The organism is Aquaspirillum sp. LM1 (genome assembly GCF_002002905.1).
Classification (GTDB): domain Bacteria; phylum Pseudomonadota; class Gammaproteobacteria; order Burkholderiales; family Aquaspirillaceae; genus Rivihabitans.
In genome coordinates this window covers 2238150-2260839 of record NZ_CP019509.1, presented here as the reverse complement: position 1 = coordinate 2260839, position 22690 = coordinate 2238150, and the positions used below count along the sequence as shown (strand labels likewise).

19 protein-coding genes are annotated in these 22690 nt (G+C 57.3%); 17 read left to right on the top strand and 2 right to left on the bottom strand.

Annotation, left to right across the window (positions count from 1 at the left end):
* Positions 1 to 118: 118 nt before the first annotated feature.
* The 11 genes from flgB to flgL all read left to right on the top strand — a co-directional run bounded on the left by flgB (position 119) and on the right by flgL (position 11719).
* A complete protein-coding gene (gene flgB / locus BXU06_RS09695) occupies positions 119 to 523 on the top strand; it encodes a flagellar basal body rod protein FlgB (protein WP_077299036.1) in 405 nt (134 codons plus the stop codon).
* Positions 524 to 530: 7 nt separating this feature from the next.
* A complete protein-coding gene (gene flgC / locus BXU06_RS09690) occupies positions 531 to 944 on the top strand; it encodes a flagellar basal body rod protein FlgC (protein ID WP_077299034.1) in 414 nt (137 codons plus the stop codon).
* An 18-nt stretch (positions 945 to 962) separates the two neighbouring features.
* Positions 963 to 1637: a flagellar hook assembly protein FlgD gene (locus tag BXU06_RS09685; protein ID WP_077299032.1), complete on the top strand. Its 675-nt coding sequence runs from the start codon at positions 963 to 965 to the stop codon at positions 1635 to 1637.
* Between the two features lie 78 nt (positions 1638 to 1715).
* On the top strand, positions 1716 to 3032 hold the full coding sequence (flgE, locus tag BXU06_RS09680; RefSeq protein ID WP_077299030.1) for a flagellar hook protein FlgE: 1317 nt from the start codon (positions 1716 to 1718) through the stop codon (positions 3030 to 3032).
* Positions 3033 to 3150: 118 nt separating this feature from the next.
* Positions 3151 to 3903 (top strand): flagellar basal body rod protein FlgF, encoded by a 753-nt coding sequence (locus tag BXU06_RS09675; protein WP_077299028.1) that lies wholly within the window; start codon positions 3151 to 3153, stop codon positions 3901 to 3903.
* A gap of 64 nt (positions 3904 to 3967) precedes the next feature.
* Positions 3968 to 4750 carry a flagellar basal-body rod protein FlgG gene (gene flgG, locus BXU06_RS09670; RefSeq protein WP_077299026.1) on the top strand — a complete coding sequence of 261 codons (783 nt, stop codon included), beginning with the start codon at positions 3968 to 3970 and terminating at the stop codon, positions 4748 to 4750.
* Positions 4751 to 4928: 178 nt separating this feature from the next.
* Complete coding sequence (locus tag BXU06_RS09665) at positions 4929 to 5612, top strand: flagellar basal body L-ring protein FlgH (RefSeq protein WP_077299024.1); 684 nt, start codon at positions 4929 to 4931, stop codon at positions 5610 to 5612.
* A gap of 25 nt (positions 5613 to 5637) precedes the next feature.
* The gene (locus BXU06_RS09660) at positions 5638 to 6735 is read left to right on the top strand and encodes a flagellar basal body P-ring protein FlgI (protein ID WP_077299022.1); all 1098 of its coding nucleotides are present in this window, start codon (positions 5638 to 5640) and stop codon (positions 6733 to 6735) included.
* Between the two features lie 70 nt (positions 6736 to 6805).
* Positions 6806 to 7798 (top strand): flagellar assembly peptidoglycan hydrolase FlgJ, encoded by a 993-nt coding sequence (flgJ, locus tag BXU06_RS09655; RefSeq protein WP_077299020.1) that lies wholly within the window; start codon positions 6806 to 6808, stop codon positions 7796 to 7798.
* Between the two features lie 70 nt (positions 7799 to 7868).
* Complete coding sequence (flgK, locus tag BXU06_RS09650; RefSeq protein ID WP_077299018.1) at positions 7869 to 10235, top strand: flagellar hook-associated protein FlgK; 2367 nt, start codon at positions 7869 to 7871, stop codon at positions 10233 to 10235.
* 23 nt (positions 10236 to 10258) lie between these two features.
* Positions 10259 to 11719 (top strand): flagellar hook-associated protein FlgL, encoded by a 1461-nt coding sequence (flgL, locus tag BXU06_RS09645; RefSeq protein WP_077299016.1) that lies wholly within the window; start codon positions 10259 to 10261, stop codon positions 11717 to 11719.
* Between the two features lie 90 nt (positions 11720 to 11809).
* Here the strand turns inward: flgL and BXU06_RS09640 are convergent, their stop codons facing one another.
* Positions 11810 to 12694 (bottom strand): Rossmann-like and DUF2520 domain-containing protein, encoded by an 885-nt coding sequence (locus BXU06_RS09640; RefSeq protein ID WP_077302796.1) that lies wholly within the window; start codon positions 12692 to 12694, stop codon positions 11810 to 11812.
* A 153-nt stretch (positions 12695 to 12847) separates the two neighbouring features.
* On the opposite strand from BXU06_RS09640, the gene cysS reads away from it, so the two are divergent.
* Entirely contained in the window at positions 12848 to 14218 is a 1371-nt protein-coding gene (gene cysS / locus BXU06_RS09635) for a cysteine--tRNA ligase (protein ID WP_077299014.1), read from the top strand.
* Between the two features lie 87 nt (positions 14219 to 14305).
* Here cysS and folB read toward each other — a convergent pair whose 3' ends face one another.
* Complete coding sequence (gene folB, locus BXU06_RS09630; RefSeq protein WP_077299012.1) at positions 14306 to 14665, bottom strand: dihydroneopterin aldolase; 360 nt, start codon at positions 14663 to 14665, stop codon at positions 14306 to 14308.
* A 77-nt stretch (positions 14666 to 14742) separates the two neighbouring features.
* Here folB and plsY point away from each other — a divergent pair, with 77 nt between their 5' ends.
* The 5 genes from plsY (at position 14743) to BXU06_RS09605 (ending at position 22662) form a co-directional block, all read left to right on the top strand.
* A complete protein-coding gene (gene plsY, locus BXU06_RS09625; protein ID WP_077299010.1) occupies positions 14743 to 15378 on the top strand; it encodes a glycerol-3-phosphate 1-O-acyltransferase PlsY in 636 nt (211 codons plus the stop codon).
* Between the two features lie 150 nt (positions 15379 to 15528).
* A complete protein-coding gene (locus tag BXU06_RS09620) occupies positions 15529 to 18936 on the top strand; it encodes an ATP-binding protein (protein ID WP_077299008.1) in 3408 nt (1135 codons plus the stop codon).
* Positions 18923 to 19849 (top strand): DNA-binding response regulator, encoded by a 927-nt coding sequence (locus BXU06_RS09615; RefSeq protein WP_077299006.1) that lies wholly within the window; start codon positions 18923 to 18925, stop codon positions 19847 to 19849. The genes BXU06_RS09620 and BXU06_RS09615 overlap by 14 nt, the downstream gene beginning before the upstream one ends.
* 1014 nt (positions 19850 to 20863) lie before the next feature.
* Entirely contained in the window at positions 20864 to 22129 is a 1266-nt protein-coding gene (locus BXU06_RS09610; protein ID WP_077299004.1) for a S1C family serine protease, read from the top strand.
* A 173-nt stretch (positions 22130 to 22302) separates the two neighbouring features.
* Positions 22303 to 22662: a hypothetical protein gene (locus tag BXU06_RS09605; protein ID WP_077299002.1), complete on the top strand. Its 360-nt coding sequence runs from the start codon at positions 22303 to 22305 to the stop codon at positions 22660 to 22662.
* Positions 22663 to 22690 lie beyond the last annotated feature (28 nt).

The following is a 22690-nucleotide window of genomic DNA, read 5'->3' as shown; positions in this document are numbered from 1 at the left end:
AGATGGCAAGGGTTTTAAAAAACCTCTTGCAAAACAATGCACTGAAGAACTATTGATCGCAACAGTCAGGCTGGCCCATTAATTGCTAATCGTGATGTTGCCGACGGAGTTTAGAACCATGCTCGATAAAATTGCCAAACATTTCGACTTTCAGCAAAAAGCGCTGGGCTTGCGTGCATACCGCACGGAAGTGCTGTCGAGTAACATCGCCAACTCTGATACGCCTTACTACAAGGCGGTCGATTTTGACTTCAAGGACGCCATGACCCGCGCCATTGGCGAGAGCCAGTCGTCCATGGCGATGGACAAAACCCACCAAACCCATCTGGATGGCTTTGCCGAGCAGGCAGACAAGGACTTCAAGCTGCAATACCGCAATGAAGTTCAGCCGTCGATTGACGGCAACACCGTCGACATGGACCTGGAACGCTCAGCCTTTGCTGACAATGCGCTGAAGTACCAGTCCACGCTGACCTTCCTGAACCGCCGGATTTCCGGTCTGTCTGACGCCATCAAGGGGTAATTGAATCATGTCACTCTCTAAAGTATTCGATATCGCCGGCGCTGGCATGACCGCACAGTCCATGCGCCTGAACGTGGTATCCAGCAATATCGCCAACGTTGACAGCGCGGTGTCCTCCAACGGGGAACCGTACAAGGGCAAAAAGGTGGTGTTCACGGCGATTCCGATCAATAAGGAAACGCCGCAAGTGGCCACTGTGCGGGTGACCGCCGTGGTGGAAGATCAGTCGCCGGCCCGGATGGTCTATGACCCGAAACATCCGATGGCTGACGCCAAAGGCTATGTGACCATGCCCAACATCAACCCGGTGGAAGAAATGACTGACATGATCTCGTCGGCACGTTCTTACCAGACCAACGTGGAAATGATGAACACGGCCAAGTCGCTGTTGCAGAAAACGCTGTCCATCGGCCAGCAATAACTCACAGGTTAAAACATCATGGCAACCACGTCTTCCGTTACCGACAGCAATCCCTACAACTTTCTGAATGGCGACACCGCCACCACGGCGAAGAAAAGCAGCATTGAAGAAGCGCAAGACCGCTTCATGAAATTGCTGGTGGCGCAGTTGCAGACTCAGGATCCGCTCAATCCGTTGGACAATGCGGCCGTGACCAGCCAGATGGCGCAAATCAGCACCGTACAGGGCATCGAAAAGCTCAATCAGTCGATGACTTCGCTGAGTGAAATGTACAAGAGCAGTCAGTCGGTGGCTGCCGCAGCCCTGATTGGCCATATTGCACTGGCCAGTGGTAGCCAAATGCAACTGGCCAGCGGCAAGGCTGTCGCCGGGGTCGATCTGGCGAAAAATGCCGACAAGGTCACCATCAATGTCAATGATGCTGCTGGCAAGACGGTTTATACTGAAACCCTGACCAATCAGCAGGCTGGCGTTCTGCAGTTCCAGTGGGACGGCAAGGACGATAACGGTAACCAGCTGGCTGATGGCAGCTACAGTATTTCGGTCAATGCGGCGCAGGGAGATACTGCCGTGGAGGCCACGCCGCTGGCTTACTCCACCATCCAGGCCATGTCGTGGAATAATGGCACGCCGGTTCTGCATCTGGCCAATGGCAAGGAAACCAGCATGGATGCCATCCGTCAGCTGATCTGACCTGCATCAAGCCTGATTGTAATCGCCTTAAAAAATACGAACTCGGCACACGCCATCTGAACAAAACGGAGAGTTATTATGGGTTTTCAACAAGGTCTTAGCGGTGTTGGCGCAGCAGCCAAACAGCTTGACGTTATTGGCAACAACGTTGCCAACTCCAGCACGGTGGGTTTCAAGCAATCCCGCGCCGAGTTCGGTGACATGTTTGCCGCCAGCTATTACGGTGTGGCCGCTACCCAGAACGGTATCGGTTCTACCGTGCAGGCTGTGGCCCAGCAAATGAACCAAGGTAATGTTACCATCACCAACAATCAGCTGGATCTGGCGATTTCTGGTAATGGCTTCTTCATCACCAAAACGCCTACTGGCACTGGCTATACCCGTAATGGTCAGTTTCAGGTAGACAAAGACGGCTATATCGTCAATAACGGCGACAAACTGATGGGCTGGGGGACGGTGGCGGGTAGCAATCCGGTCAAGATTCGTGAAGGCGAGCTGCAAGAGCTGAAAATTCAGACTGACACTATTGCACCGCTGGCGTCCGATGGTGGTAGTAGTGCCAGCCCGGCTAATTCGAAAAAGATCACCCTGACCACCACCCTGGACTCGCGCCAGTCGGTGCCGACACCACCTTTCAACGTTGCTGATGCCACCACGTACAATCACTCCACCTCTGCAACGCTGTACGACAGTCTTGGTAATCCGCTGACCATGACCATGTACTACCGTAAGACCGCTAATAATCAGTGGAATGTGTACTCGCGGATCAATAACCCGAACGTGCCCACTTCTGGTTCTGGCTCTGCGGTAGGCGACAACCCGTATATGCTGGGTGGCGGTACCGCAATGAGCCTGTCGTTCAATACTGACGGTACTTTGGCAACGCCTAGTGATGGCGCAGTGTCGTTTGGCACTTACCAGTCTGTGGCCGGGGCCGCACCGCTGACCGTGACGCTGGATATCGGTTCCGGTTTGACTGGAACCACCCAGCATGGCAAAACCTTCAGCGTGCGCGACCTCAACCAGGTTGGCTATGCCGCTGCCGAGTTGACCGGGGTTCAGATTGACAAAACCGGGGTGATCAAAGCGCGCTACACCAACGGCCAGACCAAAGATGTTGGCCAGGTGGTATTGGCCAACTTCAAAAATACCCAGGGCCTGCAATCGGTTGGGGCCAACCGCTGGACCGAAACCCTGGCGTCTGGTTCGCCAACCCTGAATAATCCTGGTTCAAGTAACGTCGGCTACGTACAGTCTGGTGCCGTGGAAGACTCCAACGTTGACCTGACCTCCGAACTGGTCAACATGATTACTGCCCAGCGCTATTATCAGGCCAACGCCCAGACCATCAAGGTGCAGGATGCGGTGATGCAGACGCTGATCAACCTGCGTTAATTCATCGTTGTTCAGCTGAGATCGGCATGGGTGCCCAACCCATGCCGAATGACGGTATACTCCACTGAAAACTGCATTCTCGCAGCTGCCATGACCTCGCAAAGGACAGACATCATCCATGGATAAAATGCTCTACATTGCCATGACCGGCGCCAAGCATGTGCAACTGCAACAAGCCACGACATCGAATAATCTGGCGAATGCCAACACCAATGGTTTCAAGGCTGAACTGGTGGCGTTTCGTGCGCTGCCCGTGGTGGCCGATGCACCGGCAACCCCGACCCGGGCGTTTGTGGTGGATTCCACCATTGGCCATGACCGCTCGCAAGGGCCATTGATCCACACTGGCAACGATCAGGATTTTGCCGTGAAGGGACCAGGGTTCTTTGCCGTGCAAGGCCCGGATGGTCAGGAAGCCTATACCCGTGATGGTGGCTATATCATTGATGAAGCCGGTATCATGCGCACCCGCGCGGGCCATGTGATCCTGTCCGATGGCGGCCCGATCACCGTTCCGAACAACACCCGCGTTGCCATTGGCGAAGACGGTACCATTTCCACCGTCTCTACCGAAGCGGGCGACCGGGCGGTGCAGATTCTGGGGCAGATCAAGCTGGTGGGCGATGCCAACCGAACCGACTTTTATAAAGGCATTGACGGGCTGTTCCGCCGCAATGACCAGCAGATTGCCCAGCGTGATGAAAATGCCAAAGTCACCGCTGGCGCGCTGGAAGGCAGCAATGTCAATGTGGTGGAATCGCTGGTACAGATGATTGACCATGCCCGCCATTACGACTTGAGCATCAAAATGATGCAAACCGCTGATCAGAATGCCAAATCAGCCACCTCGATCATGAGCCTGAGCAACTAAGCCACCTACTCGATTGTACGATCGGCTGCTTGTTATCGGGTGGCCTGACTGAAGGATATTGACCATGATTCGTTCGCTTTTCATCGCCAAAACCGGGATGGACTCCAGCCAGTTCAAGCTGGACACCATTTCCAATAACCTGGCCAACGTCAGCACCAACGGCTTCAAGCGCCAGCGTGCCGTGTTTGAAGATCTGATGTATCAGGTCCTGCGTCAGCCGGGTTCGCAAACCTCCAGCACCACCAACCACCCAACCGGCCTGCAAGTGGGCACGGGTGCGGCACCGGTGGGCGTGGACCGCCTGTTTGCCCAGGGCAACATGACCCGCACCGAAAACAATCTGGACATGGCCATCAATGGCAAAGGCTTTTTCCGCATCCAGATGCCGGACGGCACCATTGGCTACACCCGTGACGGTGCCTTCAAACTCAACGACCAAGGTCAGATTGTCAACAGCGCCGGCTACCTGATGGATCCGCAGATCACCGTGCCGGCCAACGCTACCGGGATCAGCATTTCCAAGTCAGGCGCGGTGGAAGTCAACCTGCCTGGTCAGGCGCAAACCACCAATCTGGGTAATATTCAGATTTCCAGCTTCATCAACCCGCAAGGTCTGGAAAGCATTGGCGGCAATCTGTTCCTGGAAACCACCGCGTCGGGTGCGCCGACCGATGGCGACCCGGGCAACGATGGCCTGGGCCAGGTGAGTCAGGGCTTTATTGAAGCCTCCAACGTGAACGTGACCGAAGAACTGGTCAACCTGATTACCGCTCAGCGCGCTTACGAAATCAACTCGCGCGCAGTCAAGACCAGCGATGAAATGCTGCAACGTCTGTCGCAGCTGTAATCTGGCCTGACTGCTTGCCAGGTGCAGATTGATGATGCCCGTCCGGTGACGGGCATTTTCTTGTCCATCCGCCTGGCAGCCAACGTGGCATAATAGACAATAGCGTAATGCAGGGGATGCAATGCCACGTACACCCTGCCGGTTATTGAATTCCCAAGCTTAACTGTGGAGAGTGCCCATGCTGGCGCCCAAGAAAACCTGGATTTTGCTGGCCAGCGTGCTGTTGGCTGCGTGCAACACCCCGCCAACGTCAATTGTCCAGCAACCGCTGACTGCCCGTCCGACGCCACCCACCGATGTGCGTCCGAGCAATGGATCAATTTTTCAGGTAGCCACCACCCGGCCTTTGTTTGAAGATCGGGTGCCGCGTTACGTCGGTGACACCATGACGGTGATCATTGAGGAAAAAACCTCGACGCAAACCAAGGAGGAAACCGCGCTGTCGCGTGAATCCAGCTATAACGTGGAAACACCGACGGTGGCGCTGCCGATGTTTTCTGGCCTGGTGGAAAAAAAGCTGGGTGGCATCAAAGCCTCAGCCGGATCTTCAGCCAGTAACGAAGGTAAGGGCGAAGCCAAGTCGTCCAATGTCTTCACTGGCTCGATCACGGTAACCGTGGTCGAAGTGCTCAGTAATGGCAACCTGATTGTCAGTGGCGAAAAACAGGTGCGCGTCAACGGCGAACATGAATTCATCCGCCTGTCTGGCGTGGTCAATCCACGCGATATCAAACCGGGCAATATGCTGTCGTCGACCAAACTGGGCGATGCCCGGGTCGAACTGCAAAATCAGGGCAATAACCACGCCTTTGCCCAACCTGGCTGGCTCGGACGCTTTTTCATGAGCATCTTGCCGTTCTGATCTTCGTTTTCAAGGCGTTATATCAATGAAAAAATGGCTGTTTGCAATCGGTCTTGTGCTGTTTAGCCTGTCGGCCTGGTCGGCACAACGGATCAAGGATATTGCCTCGCTGTCCGGGGTTCGGACCAACCAACTGGTGGGCTATGGCCTGATCGTTGGCCTGGATGGCAGCGGTGACAAGGCTTCATCCAATCCGTTCACCAGCCAGAGCATGTCCAATATGCTCACCCAACTGGGCGTGCAAGTGCCTGCCGGAACCAAGATCGACCCGAAAAACGTTGCCGCAGTGATGGTGACCGCCTCGCTGCCGCCGTTTTCCAAGCCAGGGCAAAATGTGGACGTCACCGTCTCGTCGATTGGCGATGCCAAAAACCTGCGTGGCGGCACTCTGCTGATGACGCCACTCAAGGGCGCGGACGGGCAGATCTATGCCATGGCGCAGGGTAATGTGGTGATTGCCGGCGCGGGTGCCCAGGCTGGCGGCAGCAAGGCGCAGATCAATCAGCTCAACGCCGGGCGGGTGCCGGGCGGGGCCACGGTGGAACGCGAAGTACCCACCGTGGTGGGCAATGGCTCATCGGTCAGCCTGGAGCTGAACGAAGCCAGCTTCACCACCGCCAATCGCGTGGTGCAGGCAATCAACACCGCATTTGGCCCGAATACCGCCCGGGCGGTGGATGGTCGGGTGATTGAAGTGGCTGCCCCGCAAGACCCCAACCAGCGTGTGCAGTTTCTGGCCAAGATGGAAAATATTGCCGTCACCACGGCAGATATGTCCCCTACCGTCATCCTGAATGCCCGCACCGGTTCCATCGTGATGAACCAGGCCGTGACGGTTGAGCCGTGCGCAATTGCCCATGGCAACCTGTCCGTTACCGTAACCAATACGCCAAGCGTCAGCCAGCCCAACGCGCTGTCCAACGGCCAGACCACGGTGACCAACCAGGCTGATATTCAGATCAACCAGGATGGCGGCAAGCTGGTCAGCGTGCCTAAAGGCAGTAATCTGTCGCAAATCGTCAAGGCCTTGAATGCAGTCGGTGCCACGCCGCAGGATTTGCTGGCGATTTTGCAGGCAATGAAAGCAGCGGGTTCGCTCAAGGCAGACCTGCAAGTGATCTGATGACATTAACCCAAACGTCTGGCATGTTACTTGCTGTAACGTACCGGAACTCTGCTCAGGAAATGGCTTCATGCAAGTAAACTCACGTGCGGCAACCACGCCGAATGATCTCTCGCAAAGTTATGTGCTGGATCTCAACGCGGTTGAAAGCCTGAAAACTTCGGCCAAGCAGGATCCCAAAAATGCCATCAAGCAGGTGGCCGGGCAATTTGAGGCAATGTTCCTCAATATCCTGATGAAGAGCATGCGGCAAACGTCGTTTGATGGTGAGGAAGACAGCAATGCGCTGGATACCTACCAGGGCATGTTTGACCAGCAACTGGTCCAGCAACTGTCTGGCAGTGGCCGGGGCACCGGTTTGGCGGCTGCACTGGAACAGCAGTTAGGTAAGGCTGCAGGGGTGGACATGGGTGCAGATGCTGGCCGCGCCATCGGCGGGCAGGTGCGCGATATGGAAAACCAGCCGCTGCCCATGCCGCAACAGGCATGGAGCAGCGCCAACCCCAGAGTGCGTTCTGCTCTGGAAGGCGCGCTGGCCAAACTGGCCGAACCCAAAGTCAGGATGGACAACACCGCCGTTGCCGGCAGCAACAGCCCGGTATCGGCAACTTCACCGGCAGAATTCAGCCGCTCCTTGTTGCCACATGCCCAGCAGGCGGCGCAGGAGCTTGGGGTTGCGCCACAACTGGTGGTGGCGCATGCCGCACTGGAAAGTGGCTGGGGCAAAAAGCCCATCCGTCACGCGGATGGCTCGGACAGCCATAACCTGTTCAGCATCAAGGCCGGCTCCAGCTGGAAGGGCAAGACAGTTGACATCCTGACCACCGAATACGTTGATGGCGCGCCGCAAAAGCGGGTAGAACGCTTCCGCGCCTACGACAACTATCAGGAAGCGCTGGCTGATTACGCCAAACTGATCAAGAACAACCCGCGTTATCAGGGAGCCCTCAATCAGGGCTCGGATGCGGTGGGTTTTGCCAAGGGCCTGGCGCGTGGGGGTTACGCGACCGACCCCAACTACGCAGCCAAGCTGTCGCAGCTGGCCGGTAAATCTGCCAGCTAGCGCGAGTCGGGAATGAACATCAAGTTGATCGTCTGACGGTCGATACCAGCAAGATACAAGGGGATTTATTATGTCAGGTATTTTCGGAATTGCTCTCAGTGGCCTGAATGCCGCACGTACCTCACTGACCACGACCAGTCATAACATCAGTGGCGTCAACACAGCTGGGTATCACCGTCAAACGAATACTCAAGCTTCCAACTTGGCCAACTATAGTGGTGCTGGCTATATCGGTAATGGGGTGCAAACTACTTCCATCAGCCGGGTATACGATGCCCATCTGGAAAAAGTGGTTCAGGCCAATACGGCGATGGAAAGCTACTATTCCACTCAGGAAGCCCAGCTTGATCAACTTGACCAGATTATTGCCGATCCTGCCGTGGGCATTACTCCCGCCTTGCAAAGTTTTTTTGAGTCACTGCAGGTTCTGACCCAGCCAAACATGCCTGCCAGCATTCCGGCTCGCCAGGCTGTGGTCAACCAGTCAGAAGCGCTGCTCACCCGGATGCAGACCATGGATGGCCGGATTGAAGAAATCCGTGAAGGGGTCAATACCGGTATTCGTCTGACCGTAGACAGCATCAATGCACAGGCAAACAAGATTGCCGAGCTGAACAAGCAAATCCAGCTATTGACGCTGGGTGATCAGCTAGTACCCAATGATTTGCTCGACCAGCGGGAACAGGCCGTGCTGGAGCTGAACAAACACGTCAAGGCTGATGTGGTCAAGCAGGATGGCAATGTCTACAACGTATTCATTGGCAGTGGTCAAAGTCTGGTGCTGGGTGAACTGGCGATGCAGTTGGCTGCCACGCCGTCGCGTGATGATCCGCAACGCACCGCTGTTTCCTACAAGGAAAATAACGGCTATTTCGAAATTCCCAGCGCCTCAATCAGTGGTGGTGCATTGGGTGGGCTGCTGAATTTCCGCCGTGATGCGCTGGATGTGGCGCAAAATGCCCTGAACCGGATTGCCATCGGTTTTGCCCAGTCGATGAACGCCCAGCACTTGCTCGGAGTGGACGTCAATGGCAAGGCCGTCGCTGGCAAAGTGGACAGCCAGCAGGAATTCTTTTCGATCAAAAGCTTTGCCGCAGACCTGCGTATTCCGGCCAACTCCAAAAATACTGGTACGCTGACACTGCAAGCCAGTGTAATCAGCTATGTGCCGGGCAGCACCAATCTCACTGGCTATAGCCAGATGACCAATAACGATTACAAGGTGATCTGCACCAGCCCTGGCAATTTCAGCATTCAGCGCCAGCCAGACAATGTGCTGGTGTCACCGACGGATCTGGCTGGTACTGCGCTGGGTACTACTTTTACTGCAACCCAGCTGGCCAACGGCATCGTGATTGATGGCGTCAAGATGGAAGTCAGTGACCCAACCGCAGCGGCCAAGACAGCAGGTGCAGCAGCAGCCACTGGTGCCGGTGTGGTGCCTGCCACTGCTGCCGCTGCCGCTGCCGCTGCCATGAGCGCAGTATTGGCCGAGGCATCATCCCCGGCTAATGCCACTGCGATTGCCGCAGCAGAAAAAGCCGGTTACGCAGCCGCCAATGCCTTGGGGCATGTGATGACTGCCGCACAAATGACCGCAACCAGCACAGCTATCGCAGGGCCTGGTCCAGGGTCGATTGCGGCAACTCGGGCAGCCAATGTGGCTGCTGCGACGCTTCCCGCAGCCACTGTGGCGGGAGATTCGTTCATGCTGCAGCCCACTCGGGGTGCTATTTCGCACATGCTGGTGAATGTCACCCAGCCCAATGAAGTGGCTGCTTCGTCAAATATCATCGGTAAGGCAGCGGCCACCAATACGGGGGCAGCGGCTATTTCCAGCGCATGGCAACGCCCGGTCAGCGCCAGCAATATGATTCCGATGCAACCCAGCATCGGGCTGAAATATACTGCCACCGGCTGGAGTGTCACCACCCCGGCAGCAGGTTTCAAGGTAGTGATCAATGACGCCACAGCAGGTGGCTTCAAGATTGTCACCAATGCCACCCCAGCAGAAAATGCCGGGGTAGAGTTCAAAGTAGATGGCACCCCGAAAGTGGGAGACGATTTCACCATCCGGGTGAAAACCACGGCAGAATTTGGTATTTCTGACAGCTTCAATATGCTGCAGATGACCGACATTCAAACCCAGAACACCATGGAAGGTAGTGGTGGGGGCAATCCGACCACCTCGTTTGTGGGGTCTTACAGCCGGATGGTCAGCCTGGTGGCCAATAAAACGGCAGAAGCCCAGGCGGCAGGTGAAGCTGCCACAGCTTCGCTCAAGGAAGCCACGCTTACCCGTGAAGCGGTTTCTGGCGTCAACCTGGATGAAGAAGCCTCCAATTTACTGCGTTTCCAGCAAGCCTATCAGGCATCGAGCAAATGCATCGAAATTGCCAATACGCTGTTTGATTCGATTCTGAACGCAGTGAATTAATCAGATACTCAGGAGTTACCATCATGCGCGTCAGCACGAATTCGCTGTACCTGAATAACTTGTCCAATATGATGGCCAAGCAGAATGCCCTGAATAAAACCCAGGAGCAACTCTCCAGCATGCGCCGGGTTAATTCCCCTTCGGATGATCCGGTTGCTGCCTCGCAAATTCTGGATCAAACTCAGGCAGATAGCCGTATTCAGCAGTTCAACCAGAATGCCAAATCAGCAGAAAGTGCTTTGGCGCTGACAGAGGTTTCGCTGCAATCCGCCGGCGATTTATTGCAGCGTGTGCGCGAAATGGCGGTCAAGGCAGGCAATACTGCACTGACCAACGATGACCGCAAAATGCTGAACTCTGAGCTGGAAGGCTTGTACAAACAGCTGCTGGGTACCGCCAACACTCTGGATGGCAATGGCAAGGCCTTGTTTGGCGGCAGCATCAGCCAAACCAAACCGTTTAGTGAGCTGGTTCAGTTTGGCACAGCGGTGGCAGCAGGCTCCAGCGTTGTTCAATATAATGGCGATGCCAACCGGCAGGAAATGCTGATTTCCAGTTCCCGTCAGGTTCCAGTGACCGAAAATGGTGATTATGCTTTTGGCCGGATTACTGAAGGAAATGGCGTATTCAAACTGGGAGCAGGCAGTACCCTGTCGAATGTTCAGGTTGATTTGGGTAGCGTGACCAACTTGTCCGCCTTTGAAGCTCAAACAACACCTCCACTTGCGTTGCCCTCGGGATCGTTGTCCCAGCCTGGCGCAAAAATTGAAGTGGTGTTTGGCTCAGAAGACGATGGTGTGGCAGGCACCGCGCTGGAGTTCAACCAATACTATGATGTGGTGTTGTTTGATGGAGTCAGCTACACCTCGCTTGTTACCGGAAAATCAGGGGCCACCCAAGCAGCTGCTTCTGATCTTTATACCGCAACCGCTGAGCAAGTTGCGTCGGGAAACCCTGCGCTTGGCCCATTTGCCAAGTCTTATCCAAAATTTCAGACCGGCACAGATATCACTCTGAATTTCCCCACCAATCCAGCACCCTATGACATCAACTATGGGGCAAAATTTTCTGTCGCCAGTGAAAAACCTACCGCAGGCGGGGTGCTGACGCTAGAGCCAAGTAAAAGCCGCAGCATTTTCGATACCTTGAACGATCTGTCCCGCGTCTTGCAAAGCGATGTGGCTACCCCTGCAACTTCCACCGATTTTGCCAATCGTCTGGGTAACGTGATCGCCAATATCGACAACGCGCAAACCCGCTTGCTGACCGTTGAAGCCCGCATCGGTGCCAACCGTCGTGAAGCCGATACGCTGGTCGAGGTGGGTGATAACTTCTCGCTGCAATATAAAGCGATTCTCAGCCGTCTGCAGGATGTCGATGTGGCTAGCGCAGCCACCGAGCTGTCGCTGGCCAAGGTGGCGCTGGAAGCTTCGCAAAGCAGCTTTGCCAAAATCCAGGGCATGACGCTGTTCAACTATATTTGATCGGTGTCAGCCCGGGCCGCGTCATAAACCGCTGGCCCACAAAAACTCAACCGGTGGGAAGCGTTGCTTTCCGCCGGTTTTTTTATCGAATCACCGCTGGGCTGCTGCCAATACCGCACTGACCGCCTGCTGAGCCGCTGCAGGCAAGCGCTCTGCCGCCAGATCAAGCGTGGCCTGGCCCAGCGCCAGATACGCCTGACGGCATGCCGGCTGATTGAGCACGGCCAGATGCGCAGCCACGGTTGCCGCATCACCGCGCACAATAGGCCCGGTCAGCGCCATCGCCGGGCCCAGCGCCAGTGCATTATCCAGCGAATGACGCATCAACGGCGCCAGCAAGTCCGGGCAGGCCTCTGCTGCCACCCCAGCTTGTTGCAGGGTCTGGCTGGCCAACGCCACCAGGGTGACCAGATAGTTGGATGCCATCGACAAAGCGGCGTGGTAGCCGGCCTTGGCACCGGGAGCCAGGGTAAAAGGCCGGGCACCCAGCTGGGCAAACAGCTGCGCCAACTGCTGGCACAGCGTGGCGTCGCCTTCCAGCGCCACCGGCATGCCCGGCAAACTGGCCTGGGCTCGTTCTGGGTCAGCAAAGCTCATCACCGGGTGGGCGCTGGCCAGCCGGATGCCTTGCTCGGCCAGCGGTGCCAGCTGCTCCGCTGCCAGGGCACCGCTGGCGTGCCAGACGCCGCTGCCGGGGCGCAGCACTTGAGCGGCGGCCAACTGCCCGGCCAGGTCGGCAATCCGGCCATCCGGGCTGGCAATCAGCGTCAGCTCGGCAGCACCCACCCCGGCTAGCGTACTGACCGCCTGACCGGCACCCAGCCGGGCCACCGCTGCCTGGGCATGCGCCGGCTGGCTGGCCAGCACCGACCCCAGCCGGATCGCACCACAGCCCAGCCAGGCCTGGGTCAGGCTCAGGCCCACCTTGCCGGGGCCAATCAGGTTCAGCAGGGGTGGGGTGGGCAAAGAAGTCATGGTTGGCAGCCGGATCGGAAAAGCCGCCATGATAACACCCGGCACTAGCCTACCCGTCCGTGGGTTCCGGCACGGGCGTGTCTCCAGCGCCTGATCATCGCCAAGCCTGATGGTACAATGCCCGCTTTTACGCACTCGCCCGCAGGACTGTCCATGCTCTCGCTTTACAACACGCTCACGCGCCAGAAAGAGGTGTTTACCCCCATCGAACCCGGCAAGGTCCGCATGTATGTGTGCGGGATGACCGTGTATGACTACTGCCACCTGGGCCACGCCAGGGTGATGGTGGTGTTTGACATGGTCAGCCGCTGGCTGCGCGCTGCCGGGCTGGAGGTGACGTATGTGCGCAACATCACCGATATTGACGACAAGATCATCAAGCGGGCAGCAGAAAACGGCGAATCCATCGGCCAGCTGACCCAGCGCTTTATCGACGCCATGAACCAGGATGCCGACGCGTTGGGGATTATCCGTCCCGACATCGAACCGCGCGCCACCGAGCATATTCCTGGCATGCTGGCACTGATTGCCCAGCTGATTGCCAATGGTAAGGCTTACCCGGCAGCCAATGGCGATGTGTACTACGCCGTGCGTGAGTTTGACGGCTATGGCAAGTTGTCCGGCAAATCATTGGAAGACCTGCGCGCCGGCGAGCGGGTGGACGTGGACCCGTACAAACGCGACCCGCTGGACTTTGTGCTGTGGAAAGCCTCCAAGGCGGGTGAGCCGGCGTGGGCCTCGCCGTGGGGCGAAGGCCGTCCTGGCTGGCATATCGAGTGCTCGGCGATGAGCTGCCAGCATCTGGGTGCCCATTTTGACATCCATGGCGGCGGCGCTGACTTGCAGTTTCCCCACCACGAAAACGAAATTGCCCAGAGTGAAGGCGCGCATGGCCACGCCTACGTCAACTACTGGATGCACAACGGTTTTATCCGCGTGGATGATGAAAAAATGTCCAAATCGCTGGGCAATTTTTTCACCATTCGCGAAGTGCTGGAGAAGTTTGACGCCGAAGTGGTGCGCTTTTTCATCCTGCGCGCCCACTACCGCAGCCCGCTCAATTACTCCGACGTGCATCTGGGCGACGCCCGCAATGCGCTGACCCGACTGTATACCGCGCTGAAGAACGTCGCCCCGGCCAGCGTGGCGCTGGACTGGACCGATCCTTATGCTGCGCGTTTCCAGGCGGCCATGGACGACGATTTTAATACAGTGGAAGCCATGGCCGTGCTGTTTGAGCTGGCGGCAGAAACCAATCGCACCCAGTCGGTACAGCTGGCCGGTCTGCTGAAAACCCTGGGTGGCGTGCTGGGCCTGCTGCAACGCGACCCGGCCAGCTTCCTGCAAGGCGAAGCCAGCGCCGATGGCTTGTCGAATGAGGCCATCGACGCGCTGATTGACGCCCGTCGCGCCGCCCGCGCCAGCAAGAACTGGGCGGAAAGCGACCGCATTCGCGACGCCCTGGCTGCGGCTGGCGTGGTGCTGGAAGACAGCGCTGCCGGCACCAGCTGGCGGCGGGCGTAAGCAGGCGCTGCGCCGGGGCCAGGGGGCGGGCACCGGCGCATTTTCGTATAGGCAGAGTTCAGCACAATCGCGATTGTGCTGAAGCTGTCAGCGTGGCCGGTGTCCGCGTTCGATCATCACGCCTACCCGCTTGACCCCAGGCAGGATGCCCAGTTTGGTGACGGCCACTTTCACCCAGGGCGCACCAAATTCTTCTCGGATCAGCTTGGCAATGCGCTCGGCCAGCGCCTCGATCAGCAAGAAATGTTCGGCGGCCAGCAGGGCGCGCACCCGCTCCACCACCACGCCATAGTGGATGGTATCGCCGATGTTGTCGCTGTGGCAGGGTTGCTCGCTGGGAATGCCGATTTCCAGGTCGAGCTCGATGGTTTGCGGTGCGCGGCGTTCCCATTCGTAAACGCCAATCACGGTTTCGACGCGCACTTCGCGCAAAAAGATGATGTCCATGCTGGTTCTGTATAGCGGTTTCGCGGCAAGCCAAGGATGCCGTAGAATCCGAAACTTCACATTGTATTGAATCCACCATGACCACGATAGCCTTTATTGTTGCAGCCTACCTGATTGGTTCGCTGTCGTTTGCGGTGATTGTCAGCCGGGCGATGGGCCTGGCCGATCCGCGCACCTTTGGCTCCGGCAATCCGGGGGCCACCAATGTGCTGCGCACCGGTAAAAAAACCGCTGCGGTGCTTACCCTGCTGGGCGATGGCCTGAAAGGCTGGGTGGCGGTGATGCTGGCGCAATGGCTGGGGCCGCGTTTTGGCCTGGCCGAGCCCGAAGTGGGCATGGTGGCGCTGGCGGTGCTGTTTGGCCATATCTGGCCGCTGTTCTTTGGCTTCAATGGCGGCAAGGGCGTGGCCACCGGGGTGGGCATTCTGGCCGCGTTTCACCCGCTGCTGGCGTTGGGCGCGGTGCTGATCTGGGCGCTGGTGGCGTATACCACCAAGATTTCCTCGCTGGCGGCGATTGTTGCGGCGTTCTTTTCGCCGTTTCTGGCCTTCTGGCTGTGCGGGCCTGGGGTGTACTTTGGTGCCACGGTGGTGATTGCCCTGCTGCTGATTCAGCGCCACAAAAAAAACATTCTCAATCTGCTCACCGGCAACGAAGGGCGGATCGGGCAGAAAGCCAGCCCGTCTTCGTCGGATGGAGCCAACAGCCAGTAGCCGGTTTGGCTCTGACGCCCTCCATCTCCGGCAAAACGTCTACGCTGGATCCCCGCCTGCGCGGGGATAACGGTTTTTTCAGGGGGCTCCTGATGGGGGCGAGCGAGCGTCTCGCCTTGTCCCCTTACCACCCGCTACCAGGCCACCGCCATGCCGCCCGCTGATTCTTCCCCGCCCAGCTCGCCCACCCAGCGCATTGTCAAGGTGCGCCGTGACTACAACAGCTGGGTGGCCAGGGAAACCCTGGAGGACTACGCCCTGCGCTTTACCCCGCGCAGCTTTCGCAAATGGTCGGTGTGGCGGGTGGCCAATACCGCGTTTGGCGGCGCGTCGTCGTTTCTGGTGCTGGAAGCCATCGGTGCCACCATGCTGGTGCAGGCCGGCTTTATCAATGCCTTCTGGGCGATTCTGGCCACCGGGCTGATCATCGCGCTGGCCGGGCTGCCCATCAGCGTGTACGCCGCGCGCTTTGGCGTGGACATGGACTTGCTGACCCGGGGTGCCGGATTTGGCTATATCGGCTCCACCATCACCTCGCTGATTTACGCGTCGTTCACTTTTATTTTCTTTGCGCTGGAAGCCGCCATCATGGCCTATGCGCTGGAAATGAGCCTGGGCCTGCCGCCGTCGTGGGGCTATCTGCTGTGCGCGCTGGTGGTGATTCCGCTGGTGATGCACGGCATCACCACCATCAGCCGCCTGCAGCTATGGACCCAGCCGCTGTGGCTGGGCCTGCTGCTGCTGCCGTATCTGGTGGTGTTTTACCATCAGCCCGATGTGCTGCGCGGCCTGTGGGCCTATGGCGGCGAGGGCGGGTATCCGGCGGGTTTTGACCTCAGCCGCTTTGGCGCAGCACTCACCGTGGGCGTGGCGCTGATTACCCAGATGGGCGAACAGGCCGACTATCTGCGCTTTATGCCGGCGCGCACCGAAGCCCAGCGGCGGCGCTGGTGGCTGGCGGTGCTGTGGGGCGGGCCGGGCTGGGTGCTGCCCGGCATTGCCAAAATGCTGGGCGGAGCATTGCTGGCCTGGCTGGCGCTGGGCAGCGGCGTGGCCGCTGACAAAGCGGTGGACCCCAACCAGATGTATCTGATCGGGTTTTCCCAGGTGTTCAGCACACCCTGGCTGGCGGTATGGGTCACCGCGCTGTTTGTCATGGTGTCCCAGCTGAAAATCAACGTCACCAACGCCTATGCCGGCTCGCTGGCCTGGTCCAACTTTTTTGCCCGGCTGACCCACAGCCACCCGGGGCGGGTGGTGTGGATGGTGTTCAATATCCTGATTGCCCTGTTGCTGATGGAGCTGGAGGTGTTTCAGGCCATCAGCCAGGTGCTGGGGCTGTATTCCAATATTGCCATTTCCTGGTTTGCCGCCGTGGTGGCCGACCTGGTGATCAACAAACCGCTGGGGCTGAGTCCGGCGGGCATCGAGTTTCGCCGTGCCCATCTGTACGACATCAATCCGGTGGGCATCGGCGCGATGGGGCTGGCGTCGCTGTTGTCGGTCAGCTGCTTTCTCGGGCTGTTTGGTGCGGACTTGCAGCCCTTTGCCCCGCTGGTGGCCTTGCTGGTGGCGCTGCTGGCCGCGCCGCTGATTGCCTGGCGCACCCAGGGCCGCTATTACCTGGCGCGTCCAGAAACCAGCCCCCGGCGTGGCCGCCAGTATTGCGTGGTGTGCGAACGGCGCTATGAGCCAGAAGAAATGAGCCACTGCCCGGCCTATCAGGGGCCAATCTGCTCGCTGTGCTGCTCGCTGGATGTGCGCTGCGACGACCTGTGCAAGCCACACGCCCGGCTGTCCAGCCAGTGGCAGGCGCTGCTGCACCGCCTGCTGCCCAACCGCCTGCTGCCGATGCTGTCGCGCGGGGTAGGGCATTATCTGCTGCTGATGAGCGGCATTGGTCTGTTTCTCGCCCTGCTGATGGGCATGCTTTACTACCTGGAGTGGCATAACCTGCCGCCCGGCAGCGACGCCCGCCTGCTGCAAGCCAGCTTTGCACGGATTTTTGCCGCGCTGTGGCTGGTGGGCGGCATTATTGGCTGGTGGATGGTGCTCACCCATAAAAGCCGCCAGGTGGCACAGGAAGAATCCAACCGGCAAACCGGCCTGCTGCTGCAGGAAATCGAATCGCATCAGCGCACTGACGAGCAACTGCAAAAAGCCCGCCATGCCGCCGAACAAGCCAATCAGGCCAAAAGCCGCTATATCTCGGCCATCAGCCACGAACTGCGCACGCCGCTGAACAGCATTCTGGGCTATGCACAGATTCTGGACGCTGACGAAAGCATTCCGCCCAGCCGGCGGCAGGCAGTGCAGGTGATCCGCCGCAGCGGCGACCATCTGCTGTCGATCATCGACAGCACCATCGACGTGGCGCGCATCGAAAGCGGCAAGCTCACCCTGGACATCCGCCCGCTGGCGTTTCCGGATTTCATCAGCCAGATTGTCAGCATGGTCGAGCTGCAAGCGCGCAACAAGGGCCTGCACTTCAGCTACCAGCCCAGCGGCGAGCTGCCCGGCGTGGTGCGAACCGACGAAAAGCGCCTGCGCCAGATTCTGCTCAACCTGCTGGGCAATGCGGTGAAATTCACCGAGCACGGTGAAGTGCGCTTTGGCCTGAGCTACCGGCGCGAAATGGCCATTTTTGACATCAGCGACACCGGCCCCGGCATTGCCGCCGACGAACTCACCCGCCTGTTCGAGCCATTCGAGCGTGGCCGGCTGGCGCGCGGCAGCGGCTCCGGGCTGGGGCTGACCATCAGCAAGATGCTCACCGACCTGATGGGCGGCGAACTCACCGTCAGCAGCACCCCCGGCGTGGGCAGCACCTTTTGCGCCCGGCTCTACCTGCCCGAACTGCGCGAAGCCAGCCCAGGCCGGCCCATTTTGCTGGCGCAGCGCATCGGCTATATTGGCGTGCGCCGGCGCATCCTGATTGTCGATAACGAAAAAGTGGACCGTGAGCTGCTGGTCAGCGTGCTGGCCCCGCTGGGCTTTGAGCTGGAACAAGTTGAATCCGGCATGGAATGCCTGGCCGTGCTGCCGCATCTGCGCCCGCACCTGGTGTTCATGGATCTGGCCATGCCTGGCCTGGACGGCTGGGAAACCATCCGCCGCATCCGCGCACAGCGCCTGAGCGACGCGCGGATTGCCATTATTTCTGCCAACGCCTTTGAACGCGGCCAGGACAACGACGTGGACATTCCACCCGAAGACTTCATCCTCAAGCCGATTCTGGTGGAAGAACTGCTCGACTGGATTGGCCGCGCGCTGCAGCTGGAATGGGTGAGCGCCCCGCGCCCGCGCAGCGAACCCCCGCCGCCCGCCGCCCCGCTGCGCTACCCGCCGGCCCACTGGCTGCGCCAACTGAACGAAGGGGTGACGCTGGGCTATATGCGCGGCATCCGCCGCACGCTGGACGAACTGGCCAGCGAAGCCCCGCATTGTGAAGAATTCATCCGTGTTGCCAGCGAGCATGTCCGCCATTTCCGGCTGGATGCACTGAAAGCCATGCTGCGCCACGGCCTGGAAAGGACTGCCCCGCATGACCCTGAATGACGGCACTGGCAAAGAAATTGTTCTGGTGGTGGACGACTTCCCGGAGAATCTTGCCCTGCTCTACGACGCGCTGGACGAAGCTGGCTACACCGTGCTGGTGGCCACCGACGGCGAATCCGCCCTCAGCCGCGCCCGCCTGTCGCTGCCGGACGTGATTTTGCTCGACGCGGTGATGCCCGGCCTGGACGGCTTTGAAGTGGCCCGCCAGCTGAAAGCCGACTTTGCCACCCAGCACATTCCGGTGGTGTTCATGACCGGGCTGACCGAAACCGAGCATGTGGTGGCCGCCTTTGCCGCCGGCGGTGCCGACTACGTGACCAAGCCGTTGCGCCCGCAGGAAGTGCTGGCCCGCATCGCCGCCCACATGCACAACGCCCGGCAGATGAAACAGGCACGCACCGCGCTGGACGCCTTTGGCCAGGCCACCGTCGCCATCGCCGCCGCCAGCGGCAAGCTGGTGTGGCAAACTCCGCTGGCCCGCCAGCTGTTGCAGCGCCATTTTGGCGAAGTGGGCGACCACACCCCACCGCGTCTGCTCAGCTGGACCACCGAAGCCGAACGCGCCCGCCGCGCCGGCCAGGACAGCCCGGCGCTGGTACACACCCACCAGGGCTGCCGCCTGCTGGCGTCATTCCACGACCAGACCGGCGACGAAGAATGGCTGGTGGTGCTGCGCGAAGAAAATGACGACAGCACCCTGGAAGCGCTGATCAGTGCCTTTCGGCTGACCCGACGCGAAGCCGAAGTGCTGCACTGGCTGACGCTGGGCAAAACCAACCGCGATATCGCCGAGATTCTGGGCGGCAGCCCGCGTACGGTGAACAAACACCTGGAGCATATTTTTGAAAAGCTGGGGGTGGAGACCAGAACGGCAGCGGCGACGCTGGCGGTGAATCGGTTGCGGGGTGGGTAGGGAGTGCATTGAATGCAAATGCAATATGTTGATTTTGTTTGTTAATTTTTTTTGGCGGATTCAGAGCGTCAGTGAATGACAGAGTGGTCTGGAGAAAGAGGGTGAGATGAGGTAAATTCCCTGATTCATTGACCGCCCAGTCAGGGGCACAGGAAATGAAACACCCGCATCTCAACAATGCTAGATTCAAGCATTGAATGCAGTAGCTTGGGCCAAAGTGCCCTGGGCCAGCGCATTGGTCGCTGTCATGCAAGACCAACAGCAAGGCAAGTAGATCCACAAGGTGCTGCGCTGCCAGAAAGTGCGCAAAAAGCGCTACGGCAAGCCGGGACATCGTGGTCAGATCGCTAGTAGCCAGTCACGTTGAAACACGATGGCTCACGTTCCACGACGAACCACTCGCCGCGCCCCACCGCGTCATTCCCGCGCAGGCGGGAATCCAGGCGTGTCCACAGCGTACAGCGGGGTGAGCGCTCATCAGCGCTACCTGCGCCATGCCCACCGCGCACGCTGTGGCGCGATCTGGGTTCCCGCCTTCGCGGGAACGACACCTGAGGTGAAACTCATGCCGAAAGCGGTCTAATCGCCTGTCAGTCGATTCAGATCATGGTGACTGGCTACTAGCGCCGGCTCATTGTTGAACGCTCGGCGGAAGTTGAAGTGCGCTGCCGGATGAGAAACTGGGAAGCGGATACCATTAAGGAAACGCTGACAAAACCGTCATTCCCGTGCAGACGGGAATCCAGAGGGTTGATTTTACTGGGTTTTGCTTTTGGCAAACACGATTTTCTGAATAAATCATCGCATCCTTAATATAAGTAAATTTTAAAAAATTATTTTGTTGCGCATAAAGCAACTTTGGTTTTGTATCTAGGTTAAGTGTGAATAAGCAATCGCCACAGAAAGGCAGTGCTAAGTATTTGGCTGTTAATGGGTTCTTGTAAAGTGTGTTTATGTGCTATGTATTTTTGTGGCAATGAACTTTTTTAAATGGCGGGTTGATGTGAGAAGATTATGAAAAAGATGATTTTTGGGGTGCAGGCTGTATTGCTTTCATTGATTGCGGGTTGTGGTACATCGGCAGTCATCAAGAAGGTAGAAGATCGACCTGTTGAGAGTTTACGGGCCAGCGACAATTCAAAGCCGATTCAATTTAAGAAGATTGTTGTAAAGCTTAAGCGTGGTGAGCATGTGGGTGCCATACAGACTGGCTTGCTTTGTGTGCCTCAAGGTGATCTCAATTGGAAAGGAGGCCGAATTAGTATTGACTCAGATGAGTTTACAGATACTTTCAAAGAAGAGCTTGAGAAATATTCTTTTAAGACGGTGGGAGATGCGAATGCCTTGTTTGATGATCCTTCAACTTGGAAATCAGAAATCCTTATTGCTGGCCTCATTAAAGAATTGAAAGCAAATGTCTGTTATCCAATGGCTGGGTTTGGTAACTTTTCTTCATCAAGGGCAGAGGCTTTTCTTAAGGTAGACTGGCAAATTTACTCAAAACTTGATCGGTCTGTTGTTCATACCGTTACAACTGAAGGTGCCGCAAAGAGTGAGGAGGCAATGAGTGGTGGTGACACTGTTGCCATATTGAATGCATTTTCTCAAGCGTCACGTAATCTACTTGCTGACAATAAATTCCGAGATATTGTGAGTAGAGGAGGAGAAGAGGTTGGGCAAACATCAATTAAATCAACAAATCGGATTTCGATTTTAGCTGGTTCTTCGAGTGTACTCGGTAGTTCACCCAATGAATGGACTGCTGGAGTCGTGACTATCTTTGCTGGTAACGGCCATGGTAGTGGGTTTGCAATTTCTGAGAACCTAATTCTTACCAATTATCATGTGGTTGGCGAGGCAAATTCAATCGTAGTCAAATTTAACAATGGCATGCAAGTCATGGGTAAGGTCTTGGCATCTAATTCAGGTCACGATGTGGCTATTGTAAAGGTTGATGCCAAGCTGGCTAAGCATTTTAAGGTTTCAAGATCAGTGCCGACGATTGGGGCTGATGTATATGCAATTGGAAGCCCTTTAAACGAAAAGCTTCATTCAACTGTTACTCGTGGAGTGATTAGCGGTATTCGAGAAGAGAATAAGAAAACATTGATTCAGAGTGATGTTAATATCCGGCCAGGGAGTAGTGGTGGCCCGCTTGTCGACAAAACAGGCTTAGTGGTTGGAATTGCAGTTTCTAGTTTGATGGTAAATGGTGGTTCACAGGGGATTAACTTTTTTATTCCTACTGGGGACGCTTTGAAGGTGCTCGGTGTAGATTAAGGATACGCTGAAAAAATCGTCATTCCCGCGAAGGCGGGAATCCAGCGTGTTGATTTTGCTGGGTTTTTCTTTTGGCAAACACGATTTTTCTGAATAAATCAGCGCGTCCTTAAGTGACACGTCCCCCGGCATAGCCGGGGGCCTAGATTTTTTGAATAAATTCAGAGCCGTTTATGGATAACACCCTGATTCCCCCTGGAGGTTTTTGCTACCGTGTGGTGAAAATACAAGATGGTGAAATCATGCGTGACGACCGTGAGGCTTTTGGTCAAACGCTGAGGGAGTTCACTTACCATGCGCCGTACAAAGCCGTGTTGTGCCCGTACTGGCAGCGTACGGCATACGGAACCGTGCGCTGTGAGTTCCTCAATCGTGAATACATCGACGATGAACGCGCCAACGCGATAGCCGAAATGATCGCGTATTTCGGTGACCCGGATGCCCCTTCGCGTTTTCAACATTCGTGGGCATTGCCGGATGAAATCAAGATCTGTGGTGAACGCGAAGATGAAGACACGGAATGGAGAGGCTGAACGCCATGTGCATGATGATCTCCCCGTC